13 protein-coding genes are annotated in these 12,072 nt (G+C 59.5%); 7 read left to right on the forward strand and 6 right to left on the reverse strand.

All coding sequences use genetic code 11. The annotated features are described in order from the left end of the window. Positions 1–89: 89 nt before the first annotated feature. Both ABH15_RS06650 and ABH15_RS06655 read left to right on the forward strand, forming a co-directional pair. The gene (locus ABH15_RS06650; RefSeq protein WP_128693586.1) at positions 90–1,259 is read left to right on the forward strand and encodes a tubulin/FtsZ family protein; all 1,170 of its coding nucleotides are present in this window, start codon (positions 90–92) and stop codon (positions 1,257–1,259) included. Between the two features lie 10 nt (positions 1,260–1,269). Next, complete coding sequence (locus tag ABH15_RS06655) at positions 1,270–2,358, forward strand: hypothetical protein (RefSeq protein WP_241648032.1); 1,089 nt, start codon at positions 1,270–1,272, stop codon at positions 2,356–2,358. 506 nt (positions 2,359–2,864) lie between these two features. Here the strand turns inward: ABH15_RS06655 and ABH15_RS06660 are convergent. Genes ABH15_RS06660 through tuf form a run of 3 tightly spaced genes read right to left on the reverse strand, consistent with a single transcriptional unit; the run spans position 2,865 to position 6,095 of the window. Beyond that, the gene (locus ABH15_RS06660; RefSeq protein ID WP_128693588.1) at positions 2,865–4,466 is read right to left on the reverse strand and encodes a flippase activity-associated protein Agl23; all 1,602 of its coding nucleotides are present in this window, start codon (positions 4,464–4,466) and stop codon (positions 2,865–2,867) included. A gap of 12 nt (positions 4,467–4,478) precedes the next feature. Next, positions 4,479–4,787: a 30S ribosomal protein S10 gene (rpsJ, locus tag ABH15_RS06665; RefSeq protein ID WP_128693589.1), complete on the reverse strand. Its 309-nt coding sequence runs from the start codon at positions 4,785–4,787 to the stop codon at positions 4,479–4,481. Between the two features lie 30 nt (positions 4,788–4,817). Next, on the reverse strand, positions 4,818–6,095 hold the full coding sequence (tuf, locus tag ABH15_RS06670; protein WP_128693590.1) for a translation elongation factor EF-1 subunit alpha: 1,278 nt from the start codon (positions 6,093–6,095) through the stop codon (positions 4,818–4,820). Positions 6,096–6,272: 177 nt separating this feature from the next. On the opposite strand from tuf, the gene ABH15_RS06675 reads away from it, so the two are divergent. After that, the gene (locus ABH15_RS06675; RefSeq protein WP_128693591.1) at positions 6,273–6,575 is read left to right on the forward strand and encodes a hypothetical protein; all 303 of its coding nucleotides are present in this window, start codon (positions 6,273–6,275) and stop codon (positions 6,573–6,575) included. Here ABH15_RS06675 and ABH15_RS06680 read toward each other — a convergent pair. The 3 genes from ABH15_RS06680 to ABH15_RS06690 are packed head-to-tail and all read right to left on the reverse strand — an operon-like array spanning position 6,553 to position 8,604. Further along, on the reverse strand, positions 6,553–7,425 hold the full coding sequence (locus ABH15_RS06680; protein WP_164913658.1) for a 4Fe-4S binding protein: 873 nt from the start codon (positions 7,423–7,425) through the stop codon (positions 6,553–6,555). The genes ABH15_RS06675 and ABH15_RS06680 overlap by 23 nt on opposite strands. Positions 7,426–7,462: 37 nt before the next feature. Continuing rightward, on the reverse strand, positions 7,463–8,173 hold the full coding sequence (gene cobS / locus ABH15_RS06685) for an adenosylcobinamide-GDP ribazoletransferase (protein WP_128693592.1): 711 nt from the start codon (positions 8,171–8,173) through the stop codon (positions 7,463–7,465). Further along, positions 8,170–8,604, reverse strand: a complete 435-nt coding sequence (locus ABH15_RS06690; protein ID WP_128694311.1) for a phosphatidylglycerophosphatase A — start codon at positions 8,602–8,604, stop codon at positions 8,170–8,172. Before ABH15_RS06690 ends, cobS begins: the two co-directional genes overlap by 4 nt. A gap of 125 nt (positions 8,605–8,729) precedes the next feature. Between ABH15_RS06690 and cobT the strand changes: the two genes are divergently transcribed. The 4 genes from cobT to ABH15_RS06710 are packed head-to-tail and all read left to right on the forward strand — an operon-like array spanning position 8,730 to position 12,056. Beyond that, entirely contained in the window at positions 8,730–9,740 is a 1,011-nt protein-coding gene (cobT, locus tag ABH15_RS06695; protein WP_174719425.1) for a nicotinate mononucleotide-dependent phosphoribosyltransferase CobT, read from the forward strand. Positions 9,741–9,782: 42 nt separating this feature from the next. Continuing rightward, a complete protein-coding gene (locus tag ABH15_RS06700) occupies positions 9,783–10,337 on the forward strand; it encodes a GMP synthase subunit A (RefSeq protein ID WP_128693593.1) in 555 nt (184 codons plus the stop codon). Next, positions 10,325–10,867, forward strand: a complete 543-nt coding sequence (locus ABH15_RS06705; protein WP_128693594.1) for a YkgJ family cysteine cluster protein — start codon at positions 10,325–10,327, stop codon at positions 10,865–10,867. The genes ABH15_RS06700 and ABH15_RS06705 overlap by 13 nt, the downstream gene beginning before the upstream one ends. Next, positions 10,860–12,056, forward strand: a complete 1,197-nt coding sequence (locus ABH15_RS06710) for a TraB/GumN family protein (RefSeq protein WP_128693595.1) — start codon at positions 10,860–10,862, stop codon at positions 12,054–12,056. The genes ABH15_RS06705 and ABH15_RS06710 overlap by 8 nt, the downstream gene beginning before the upstream one ends. Positions 12,057–12,072: the final 16 nt, after the last annotated feature.

Below are 12,072 nucleotides of genomic sequence, written 5' to 3' on the forward strand. Positions count from 1 at the left end.
TGAGAAGGTTTTTGAGCTGAATAATATAAAACGTCTTTATACATAAACGTCAATATTACCTGTTAGCCGAAGAGAGGGTGTGTAACCAGATGAGGGTCTTTTTCATAGGATTTGGTCAGGCCGGCGGCAAAATTGTCGATATGTTCATAGAACAGGACAAAAAAATGCCGACCCAAAGCTTCCGGGGAATCGCCGTGAATACGGCGCGGACTGACCTGATGGGCATCAAGAACATAGAACTGAAGGATCGATTGCTGATCGGGCAGACCGTGGTGAAAGGACACGGTGTCGGCACCGACAACGTCACCGGTGCCAGAGTGACGGCCGACGAGATCGACAGCATCATAAACGCCATCGATTCCCGGGGGACGCACGATATCGATGCCTTCGTCATCGTCTCCGGCCTCGGCGGCGGTACGGGATCAGGCGGTACCCCGGTGCTCGCCCGCCACTTAAAGCGGATTTATCGGGAGCCGGTCTATGCTATCGGCATTCTGCCGGCGCCCGAAGAGGGTCGCCTGTACTCCTATAACGCCGCCAGAAGTCTCAGCACCCTCGTTAACGAGGCGGATAATACGTTCCTCTTCGATAACAGCGCCTGGAAGAACGAGGGTGAGAGTGTCAAGGATGCCTACAACCGTCTGAACGACGAGATTGTCCGCCGTTTCGGCGTCCTCTTCCGTGCCGGAGAGGTCGGTGCAGGTGGCGTCGGTGAGATGGTCGTCGATTCGAGCGAGATCATCAACACGCTGCGCGGCGGCGGCATCAGCAGTGTCGGCTATGCGATCAGCGAGCGGATAAACCCCCGCACCAAGCAGAAGCAGGGCTTCCTCGGCAGCTTTATGAAGAAGAAGGAGAAGGCTGAGGACGTGTTGCTGACGGGCGAGGATAAGTCGGCAAAGATCATCGCGCTCGTCCGGCGTGCCATGCTGGGTCGGCTCACCCTGCCGTGCGACTACTCGTCGGCGGAGCGTGCTCTTGTTCTCCTGGCAGGGCCGCCGCAGGAGATGGACCGGAAGGGCGTCGAGAAGTCCAAGAGCTGGGTCGAGGAGAACATTGCCGGGGTTGAGGTGCGTGGCGGTGACTATCCGGTATCGAGCGATTATATCGCTGCTGTAGTCCTCCTCGCCACCATCGAAAACGCCCCGAGGATCACCGACCTCCTTGAGATCGCCAAAGCAACCAAAGAAGATGTGATACGAGCGAAGGATAAACGCTCCTCAATGTTTGACGAAGGTATAGAACCATTATTCGAATGAGGTGATGCACGTGAGGTCAATACACAGAGCCATCATTCTCCTGCTGGCACTCGTCTGTGCCGTGCAGGCAGCATCGGCATTTACTATCACCACGGAGACTATCAACCCCGCAAGCGGCGCGCTCGAGCCGGGTCAGCAGGTCACGGCGCACTATAAGATCGCATACTCGATGACGACGGCGGATGGAAGCGATGAGTCTTTTGATTTCAGCACCGGACTGCAGAACCCCGTATGGACGTTCACCATATACCGGGACGGTGTTGGTATCAACACGTTTACCAGAGGCGGTTTCTATCCCACAATCACCGAGTTCGAGCTCTCCTACGGGAGCGGTAACATCGAACTCGACGCCCAGCTGAGAGGATCGGCGCCTTCCTCCTCAACGGGGACGGTCGAGGTTGTAAAGATCGAGCATGTGGCAAACGGGCGGGTCGTCGACGATCACGTCGTCACCCGTGAGGTTCTGAACCCCGCAGAGGTTGCAAGCCAGCTCGCGGCGCGGGAGAAGCAGCTCTCCGATCTGAAGGTAAATATCGATCAGAAAGCTGCCGAAGGCGTCGATGTGACGGCGGCCACGGCAAAGTACAATACGGCGGCCGATGCCATAGAGCGCGCCAAGACGGCGAGCGCGACTCAGGCCGCAACGCTTCTTGCCACCGCCAAGACCAATATGGACAGTGCCGCGAACCTGCTTGAGAAGGCGTGGGCCGAGAAGGACGTCGGCGATGCGGCGGCGACGATCCAGCAGGTGGACGACCTCATCACCTATTTCAAGGATAACCGCTCGATGGGCTCCGACGCGCGGGTCGTTGCCATCATCACCAAGCGGGAGAGCGCCGTGCAGTACTACACGACGGCATCGGACGAACTCACGAGGGGGAACTATGCTGCTGCCAAAACAAAGGCTGCTGACGCCGAGACGAAGGCAACGGAAGCCCTTAATGATGCTACTGCCCTTCGGACCGAGATCGGCGACGGCTTCTCCTTCAACTTCGGGAGCACCCTTCTCTACATCGGTGTGGGTGTCGTCCTGATTCTGCTTGTCGTGGGCGCTGTCGTCGTCTACCGCAGGCGCGGGAAATGGGACGAGCTCGGTTGAGCGGTTACCCCTCTGTTTCACTCTCTTTTTTCATCCTTCTGCGATCCTTCATCCGGAGACGGCAGCGGATACTTTCCGGCAGGTTATCTGCTGCAGCACGGGATCAGGCCTACCACCGGGCTTCGGGGGAGAGATGATCCTCCTGCATCATAGGATCTCCACGGATCTCATCCCTGGCCGTTTTTCCTGGAAATGCCCATCCGATTCCCGGTATACTTTCCTGCGAGGGGTGCCGGCACGCCGGTGAGAAGGTATCCCGGAAGCTACGGGCAGGATTGCAGGAGCGGTCACTTTCCGGCTATCGCACAGGGGAGCTCCGGGACGACCCCTGTTGTGCGGCGCAAGTTTGGAACCGCCCGGGTTCACATGCGCTATCAGAGGCGAAGGATCTGGACGATGCCTCTCGACACCCTGTGCAATATCTTCGGCAGTCTCCGTGCTCGGTGACTCTGCGAACTCCCTCACGCCCTGCCGATGGCCGGAAAAAATGGTGCTGTTTGAATATTTTACAGCGACGGTGCCTTCTTCGTGAAGACGTCGATATTCATGCTCCCCGTCTTCCCGTCCCGCATGAGGTAGTACTCCGCGATCCGATCCTGGTTGTCGTAGTACGAGAACCAGTAGCTGAGCTTGTAGCGCTCCTTATCGTAGCCGGTGAGCGACGGGTAGGTGTCCTGATCGTACGCGATGACCATATCGAAGTTTTGGGAGTAGATCGTGCTCTCGTCGACCTTACCGCCGTAGTAGGAGATCTTCGACGCCTGCTCTCCCCGGTAGTACCAGGGAAGCGGCCAGTAGGTATCCGATGCGATGGCGACCTTCTCCGATGCGTCGATCATCGCCATGATCTCCCTGAGGTCTTCGGAGTTCTGCACCTGTACGATCGGTTCGTTGATGTCGACCGGCACGAACCCGACGTGCCACGTCATGGCGATGAGGAAGATGCTCGCACCGACCGCGATCGCCGCCTTCTTCGTCGTCATCGCATACACGGCGACGAAGATCAGGGGGAGCAGCTGGTGCAGGATCAGCCACGGCACCTTCTCGCCGATGTAGGCGTAGGCGCCGACGGAGAGCACCAGCCAGTAGATGGAGAACCGCATGAACTCTTCCCGCCGATCGAAGATCCGGGTGCCGACCACCTCATCGAGGTCTTGCGGCAGTGGTGCTGCAGTATCGCTCTTTCGCGCGAGGCGTCGACGGATCTCCCGCACTGCCCGGGTGCCCCGCCCGTTGCCTGCGAGGAACTGGCCGATTCCGAAGACGGCGAGGATGAAGATCGGCACCTCGTAGAGGAGGAAGAAGATGATGTAGAAGAACGGCGGCCCGCCGAGGCGCTCCTGCTGGTGCATTGCCGTCCAGTGCTCGATGGCTTTTAGCCACCCGTCCGCGAGCACCTCGGGGTGAGCGCCGAACGAGGAGTAGAAGGCTGCCATGATCCCGACTGTAACCAGGGCTCCGAAGAGGAGATCGGTCTTCCACCGCTTCGGCAGTTCGAGGCGCCGGGTGCTGATCAGGTAGATGAGGTAGGATCCGAAGATCGCAAGCACGATCGGCATATTCTCCTTGCTCGACATCCCGAAGCCGACTGCGGCGCCCGCGATGAGAGCGTACTTCGTCTCCCGCCTCTCGAAGTAGTAGAGGAGTGAGACGAGGAGAACCAGTGTAAAGAAGATGATGAAGATGTCGTTTCGAAGAAACCGCGAGAAGTAGACCATCCCCGGAGAGACGGCGATGAAGAGCGCTGCTATGAGCGTCTGCCTCTTATCGAGGTACCCGAGTCTGTAGATCGGGTAGAGGAGCGGGATCAGCGCGAGTCCGAGGAGTGCCGGGACGACCCTCCCCACGAGATCGGAGTCTCCGAAGACTGAGAACATCCCTGCCGTGACGTAGTAGAGCAGCGGCCCGTGGTACATGGGATCGTACGTATAGATCCCTTCGGTCAGCAGGCGATACGAAAACCATGCGTGAATAGCTTCGTCGTGATGAAAGAGTTTTAAGTCCAGCTGATAGAACCGCAGCCCCAGGGCTACCAGAAAAATCAGGAAAAAAAGTCTCTCGTAGGAGAGCTGTTCACGGATCCTGTCGTAGAATCCAGCGGCCGTCACGCCGCTCTCACCTCAGCTTTCCAGAACGATCTCAATGCCGATGTCCTTCGGTACCTGAATGCGCATCAGCTGCCGGAGGGCTCGTTCATCTGCATCGATATCGATGAGTCTCTTGTGTACGCGCATCTGCCAGCGATCCCAGGTGGCGGTTCCTTCGCCGTCGGGGCTCTTGCGGATGGGTACAACCAGTCGCTTCGTTGGGAGCGGTATGGGACCTGCCAGATTGACGCCTGTGCGTTCTGCAATCTCTTTGATCCGATTGCATACCATCTCAATCTTCTCAAAGTCCGTTCCGGAAAGACGTATTCTGGCTTTTTGCATGATGTCCACCAAAAATATTGGGAGATTAAGTTATCTCATCTGCTTGGGGGTGATATCCATGCACATGCCGGCAGCGATCGTGGAGCCCATATCACGGACTGCAAAGCGTCCGAGCTGGGGGATCTCCTTGACCTTCTCGATGACCATGGGCCGGGTGGGCTTGATCTTGACGATTGCGGCATCGCCTGTCTTGAGGAATGTGGGGTTCTCTTCTTTGACCTGACCGGTGCGGGGGTCGAGCTTCTTGACGAGCTCGACGAAGGTGCAGGCAATCTGCGAGGTGTGGCAGTGGAAGACCGGGGTGTAACCGACGGTCAGTGCGCTCGGGTGGTGGAGCACCACAATCTGTGCGGTGAACTCGTCTGCCACGGTCGGGGGCGCGTCGGCGGGACCGCAGACGTCGCCACGGCGGATGTCGCCCTTGCCGATACCACGGACGTTGAAACCGACGTTGTCGCCGGGGAGTGCCTCTGCCTGCTCTTCGTGGTGCATCTCGATGGTCTTGACCTCACCCTCCTTGTTGGCGGGCATGAAGTTGACCTTCATTCCTTTCTTCATGATTCCGGTCTCGATACGGCCGACGGGCACGGTTCCGATACCGGAGATGGAGTAGACGTCCTGGATGGGGAGACGGAAGGGAAGGTTCGTGGGCTTCTCGGGCTCCGTGAGCAGGTTGAGTGCGTCAAGAACCGTGGGGCCGGTGTACCAGGGGGTGTTCTCGCTCTTCTTGGAGATGTTGTCGCCCTGGAAAGAGCTCATCGGGATGAAGGGGACGGTTGCCGGGTTGTATCCGACCATCTTGATGAGCTGCGAGAGCTGCTCCTTGACTTCGTTGTAGCGCTTCTGGTCGTACTTGGCGGCGTCCATCTTGTTGATGCCGATGATCAGCTGGGTGATGCCGAGCGTACGTGCAAGGAAGACGTGCTCCTTGGTCTGCTCCATCACGCCGTCGGGTGCGGCGACAACGAGCAGTGCGGCGTCTGCCTGGGATGCACCGGTGATCATGTTCTTGACGAAGTCGCGGTGTCCGGGGCAGTCTACAATGGTGAAGTAGAACTTGTCGGTGTCGAACCTCTTGTGGGCGATGTCGATGGTGATACCACGCTCACGCTCTTCCTTGAGGTTGTCCATAACCCACGCGAATTCAAAAGAGCCCTTACCTTTGGATTCAGCCTCTTTCCTGTAGTTCTCGATGATATGGGGCGGTACCGCTCCCGTCTCGAACAGCAGCCGACCCACAGTCGTCGACTTGCCATGGTCAATGTGGCCAATAACTGCTAAGTTAATGTGCGGCTTCTCAGTTGCCATAATTTATCCTCCACTCAAGATAGGTCTGTCAGCTCGAACAGCCTGCTTAATCGAGTATCTTATACGTAGGATGTTCTGGATATAAAGCGTTTCTATGGATCTGTTGAAGGTGCAATCTGGAAAAACCCGGGATAATCGACAGAATCTTATTCTCTGGAAATGTACGTTCTTCGTACCATGAAGACTCTTGACTTTCACCGGGATGAGAAAGGGAGTCGCACTACCGTCATGTGCGCAGACGGTGAGGTGTCGGTCTACTCCCACTGCGGTTACTGCCGCCACTGCAAAGGTGTGCGGGTGGGTGGCCGGACGGTTCCGATGCCGCAGCAGCAGGCCGTGGGCGGTGTTCGGCAGGGGATGAGCCCTGATGAGAACCTCCTGAATGCAGCGGTCATGTTCAACACCATTGTCCGGGACGGATCGGCGATCGAGTGCGGCGACGATGAGAACACGGGGTTCACGTCGCTGTACCGCTACTGAACTCTTTTCGAATCTCTTCCCTGAACGTATCGAATCCGATCTCGTCGAGTTGATCGCCGAGCAGCCGGTTGCTCCACGCGGTGCGGTACACCCAGTAGATGATCCGATCGACGACGTCGATGACCTGCTCTTCGGTTTCGACCTCGACAAGCTCCCGACCCACATGCGGGTCTGCCCCGCGCCGCCCGCCTACGGTGATCTGGTAGTGGGCAAACTCCGACTTTAAGAGGTCGTACGGGCATGAATGGATGCAGATGCCGCACTGGACGCATTTTTGCTCGTCGAGAACGGAGATGCCGTTCTTGAGGGCGATAGCGCACTCCCGGCAGTACTCCACGCACGTTCCGCACCCCGTACAGAGCCCGGGCGTTCGAAGTGGCCTGATTCTTCCGATTATTCCGATCTCGTTTAAGAGCGGGCTGTTGCACATGTAAGTGCATCCGGAGACGGATATTCTGATCTTGGTCGGCACCCGTTTGCCGAAGACCCGCTCGTCGATCTTCTTGGCAAGATTGATCGTCTCGATATTGGCGTATTTGCACCGTTCCGTCCCGGGACAGGCCATGATATTGACGACCTCGTCGCGTTCGGCACCGATGGGTGTCCCGTTCTCTTTGAGCGCGATAGCGGCGTCCTCCAGCCGGTCCGGATCGAGGTGAGGGATCTCGACCGTCTGGCGCATCGTGAGGTGAACCGTGCCGTCGGCGAACTCCTCGGCGATGCGGGATATGCCCCGGAGCTGTTCCGCCGAGAGGACGCCGGCAGGTATGCGAAGCCGGATGGTGGCGAAATCTGCGTTTCGCTCGGTGATGACCCCTCCCTTGGCATGGAGGCCAAACTCGTGCATCATGGTACCAGTATTCTGATACCCGGATAGAAAAAGATGCTTACAGGAGTGCCAGCACCAGGATGACTGCGGCACGAGTGATCTCGTGAGCGGCCCCGACGACGTCGCCGTTCACCCCGCCGAAGATGTTTTGGGAGAGGGCGAGCATTCCCACGACCACCGCCCCGGTGACTGCGACCGCCATGCCCGGAACAGCCGGGGGAACGGGGAGCAGCAGCAGCGGAAGGGCGAGCGCCGCCGCGTAGATGAGGAACGACGGCCTCGCGAATCCGTGGAGGTAACTGTGGATCCCCTCGCGGAAGGGCCTGCCGAGCACCGTCAGCCATGCCATTGCAAGTTTTGCAGAGACTTCCGCGATCAGGATGGTCGCCCAGACCGGCGCTGCCGTCTGCAGGCCGGCGAATGCGACGAGCGTGACCACGAGTCCGGCTGCTACAGCTCCGGCTCCCGTATTCCGGTCGGTCATAGCCAAAATCCTCTTCTCCCGGTTCCCGTGAGCCATCAGGCCGTCGCCGAAGTCGAGCAGGCCGTCAAAGTGGTTTGCTCCCGAGAGGATCAGGACGGCGGCGAGTCCGACCGCCGCTGCCAGAACCGGGGATTCTATCCCGAAGGCGAGCAGGGCGGCTATACCGCCGATGATGTATCCTGCGATCGGATAGAGGTACGACCGGCGGGCGAACGCTTCGAAGTCGGCGGCACGCCCGAGCGGGAGCGTCGTGCAGAACTGCAGGAGGGCGCGGATCGATCTCACATGCATTCACTGTAGAGGCGCGAGGTGCACCCGGCGATGAGTCCGGCGACGGCATCGTCGAGGAAGGGGCCGAGCGTCGCCAGGATACCGGGTTTTTTCTGGTCGTAGCGGGTGAACTCGAACCGTGCGTACGTCCCGCCGATCACCTCGGCGATCGCCATCCCGATGATCTCGTCCGAGAGCAGAAAGACCGGGTCGTCGGCGATCTCGGAGTTCTGCCGTTTCCAGTAGAGTTCATCCTCAAGCAGGATAGCGCCGAGAAGCAGCGAGGAGACGTTCGGATCTTCAAGCGCTTTTCCGATCTTCTCGTGCAGCCGGACGGCGGCCGCTTCGGCGTCGAGGCCGTGCGGTACGTAGAGTTCCATCGCGGAGGCGACGATAACGCTGCGTTCGATGCCCTTTTCCTGCAGTCTCTGCTCGATATCGAACATATAGACCAGTATTGACGAGCAGGCTATTTGCTCGTTTGCATTCGGCAGTGCAGCCTCTTCCGGAGCGGCGCCCCAGGAATGGCAACCCTCATCTGTCGCGAGCAGGTACATTGTTACTGATATTCATGCCGTTCCTCTCGGAGTCCCCTGACATTACTGCAGAAAACCCGCTGATGGCGCTCGTTCTCGGCAATACGATGCTCTCCACGGTTCCCGGAATTTCGGGTGCCGGCCAGACCCCTGAAAAGACTCTGCTGACGCCGAATCTCGATTCGGAGCTGGTGATGACGGGCTCGATCGCCAGTATGTCCTTCAAGCCGAACACGCCCACGGGCTGCCCGACGCCGGCCTCCATCACCCGTTCCATGATGCAGCTGACGGGCCTTCTCCCGCTCTTCATCAATGCAGGGCTCCGGCATCAGCCCGGCGTGCCCTGCCTCGATATGTACGGAAGCCCTGGTGGCGATCCCCGGTTCGGGGATGCGGTTCCTGACGCGTGTGGGCTCTTCCGGCGGGGTGAGATGGCCGGGAGGTTCCTCTCGCGCTGCAGCGACCTTCTGGTGCTCGGGGAGTGTGTTCCAGGGGGCACCACGACCGCTCTCTGCGTCCTCAAAGCGCTCGGGTACGACGCCCGGGTCAGCAGCAGTTACGTGGAGAATCCGGTGACGCTCAAAGATGAGGTCTGCCGCGAGGTGCTCGGCCGGGTCAGGAATGCCGGGACGAGCGACCCGCTCGAGATACTCAGGCTTGCGGGCGATCCTATGATGCCGGTCGCGGCCGGGATCGCGAGCACGTACAGCGGCCGTCTCCTCCTTGCGGGAGGGACGCAGATGCTCGCCGTCGCCGCCGTCCTCAAAGCGCTCGGGAGGAATCCTCCGCCTCTGGCGACGACCGTCTACGTCAGGGACGACTCGTCGGCAAGTTTCCCGCGCACCGTCGAGGAGGTCGGCGCCGTTGCCTACTACGTCGATCCGAACTTCGCTAACCTCGGGCACGTCGGGCTTGCCCGTTACTGCATTGGTGAGGTCAAGGAGGGGATGGGTGCCGGAGGCGCGATGGTGCTCGCCTCCCTGATGGGATTTGCTCCTGAAGAGATCTCGAAGGCGATCTTCGATTTCGTGCGGGAATACAGCTGACAAAGGACTATGTATCCAAAACTCGTAATACTGTGATCAACAATGCTTCCCATCTATGTGGTCAATAACTACGGGCAGTTCAATCATCTGATCCTTCGCTCGCTCCGCGATATGGATATTGAGGCCACGATGATCTCCAACGAAACGCCGGCCTTTGAAGTGGCGGAAGGCTGCAGGGGCATCATCCTCGGCGGCGGCCCCACCCTTGCACGTGCCGGTATCGCGGCCGAGTACCTCAAGCTCGGCCTTCCGGTTCTCGGGATCTGTCTCGGGCTGCATGTAATGGCTACGTCCCGGGGCGGGACGGTGACGAAAGGGATGAGCGGCGGATACGGGGCGGTGGACGTCGATATTATCGAGAAGAACGATCTCCTCGACGGCTACCCTGGCCGCATCCGTGTCTGGGCATCGCACGCCGACGAGGTCTCCGCCATGCCGGAAGGCTTTACGCTCCTCGCCCGGTCCGATATCTGCGGCGTCGAGGCGATGGCCGATATCGATAACCATCTCTACGGACTCCAGTGGCATCCTGAAGTGAGCCATACCGAGAACGGTCGGCTCGTCTTCGAGAACTTCGACAGGATATGCCGGGAGTAGGGGAGCTTGCCGAAACCCTCGGGGGTATCGGCTTTGCCTGCATCGGCTGCAGCGAGTGCTGCCGTGCAGTGAGCGAAGACTCGAACCTCGTCGCCGTCAGCCCGCGGGAGGTCAGGACGATCATGGCGGCAACCGGCATGACCTTCGATGAGATCGCAGAGCCCTATCCGGAATTCATCGAGGATCCCGATGGAAAATGCTATACTTTTGCCTGGTGTATCAGGCGGAGGGGCGACGCCTGTATCTTCCTTGCAGGCGGGCGGTGCACGATCTACTCGTATCGCCCCTGGATCTGCCGGACCTACCCGTTCATGCTCGACGACGAGGATCTTCTGGTCTCTCCGTGCCCCGGTCTCGGGGCGCCTCTGTCCGGTAGAGATGCGGAGGAGATGGCATCGGTGCTGCTTGAGCGGCGGAGCGCCGAGAGGCTCGAAGAGGGGCATATACGAGAACACTATGCGGATGCGACGCTGCCGCGCGGGAAGAGGGTCGTCATAGATAGTGAGGGAATAAAGGTGCTTGATGTCTGAGATCAGGATAGTCGGAACTGCACACGTCTCGGCGAAGAGCGTGCAGGAGGTCAGGGATGCGATCGAAGAGTTCGAGCCCGATATTGTGGGGGTGGAGCTCGACCCCGGACGGTACGCCGCCCTGAAAGAGGATGCTCCGGAGCCCTCGATCTCCGATATCCTGAAAGGCGGGAACTTCGCCCGGGTGCTCGTCCAGTGGCTGCTCGCCTATATTCAGCAGCGGATCGGTGCCGATACGGGGATCCGGCCGGGTGCCGAGATGCTCGCCGCTATCGAGGAGGCTGAGGCGCACCAGAAACACGTGGCGCTCATCGACCGCGACATCCGGATCACTCTGATGCGGTTCTGGGGCAAAATGACCCTGTGGGAGAAGATCAAGATGTTCTTCGTCCTCATCGCCTCGGTCATCGGCATCGGCGGCAAGGAGATCGACGTCGACGAACTGACGAAACAGGATGTGGTGAGTGCAGCGCTCGAGGAGTTCCGTGAGTTCTCTCCGAACGGGGCTGCGGCGCTGATCGATGAGCGCGATGCTTACCTCGCACACCAGCTCATCTCGCTCGGGAGCCGGTACGAGCGCGTCCTTGCGGTCGTCGGTGCCGGCCACGTACACGGTGTCGAGCGGTACCTGAGGGAGCCCGGAACGCTCCCGCCGATGAGCGGTCTGACCGCCGAGGTCAGATCGGTTCCCTTCGCAAAGATCTTCGGCATCTTCGTCACGGTGCTCTTTCTTGCCCTGCTCGCGGCCATCGCCTTCTCGGGAGTCGGGCTCGACGTGCTGCTGACCGCGCTCCTCTACTGGGTCTTGATAAACGGGGTGCTCGCTGCCGGGTTCACGCTGGTCGCGGGAGGTCATCCTCTCTCGGCACTGACGGCGTTTGGCGTCTCCTGGATCACCTCCCTAAATCCGCTCCTCGCCGCGGGCTGGTTTGCGGCCCTCGTGGAGGCGAAGATCAGAAAGCCGACCGCAGGCGAACTGCGGAGGATCATCGAGGCCGAGAGCCTCTCGGAGATGCGCAAAATTCCGCTCTTCCGGGTGGTGCTCGTTGCAGCACTCGCCAATCTCGGCAGCACCCTCGGAACCTTCGCCTACTTCATCTTCATCTTCCCCTTCCTCGGGATCGATCCGAAGGTCGTTATCCTTCAGGGCTTCAATAATATCGTGCAGCTGATCGGTGGGCTCTTCTGACGCCCTCTCTTCTTCC

It is taken from the genome of Methanoculleus taiwanensis (genome assembly GCF_004102725.1).
GTDB classification, from domain to species: Archaea; Halobacteriota; Methanomicrobia; order Methanomicrobiales; family Methanoculleaceae; genus Methanoculleus_A; species Methanoculleus_A taiwanensis.

Bases quoted from the DNA above. Each gene is read 5' to 3' on its own strand.
- ABH15_RS06675 (WP_128693591.1), top strand. From the start codon at position 6,273: ATGAAGACTCTTGACTTTCACCGGGATGAGAAAGGGAGTCGCACTACC.
- ABH15_RS06700 (WP_128693593.1), top strand. From the start codon at position 9,783: ATGCTTCCCATCTATGTGGTCAATAACTACGGGCAGTTCAATCATCTG.
- ABH15_RS06710 (WP_128693595.1), top strand. From the start codon at position 10,860: ATGTCTGAGATCAGGATAGTCGGAACTGCACACGTCTCGGCGAAGAGC.
- cobT (WP_174719425.1), top strand. From the start codon at position 8,730: ATGCCGTTCCTCTCGGAGTCCCCTGACATTACTGCAGAAAACCCGCTG.
- ABH15_RS06690 (WP_128694311.1), bottom strand. From the start codon at position 8,604: ATGTTCGATATCGAGCAGAGACTGCAGGAAAAGGGCATCGAACGCAGC.
- rpsJ (WP_128693589.1), bottom strand. From the start codon at position 4,787: ATGCAAAAAGCCAGAATACGTCTTTCCGGAACGGACTTTGAGAAGATT.
- ABH15_RS06650 (WP_128693586.1), top strand. From the start codon at position 90: ATGAGGGTCTTTTTCATAGGATTTGGTCAGGCCGGCGGCAAAATTGTC.
- ABH15_RS06680 (WP_164913658.1), bottom strand. From the start codon at position 7,425: ATGATGCACGAGTTTGGCCTCCATGCCAAGGGAGGGGTCATCACCGAG.
- tuf (WP_128693590.1), bottom strand. From the start codon at position 6,095: ATGGCAACTGAGAAGCCGCACATTAACTTAGCAGTTATTGGCCACATT.
- ABH15_RS06705 (WP_128693594.1), top strand. From the start codon at position 10,325: ATGCCGGGAGTAGGGGAGCTTGCCGAAACCCTCGGGGGTATCGGCTTT.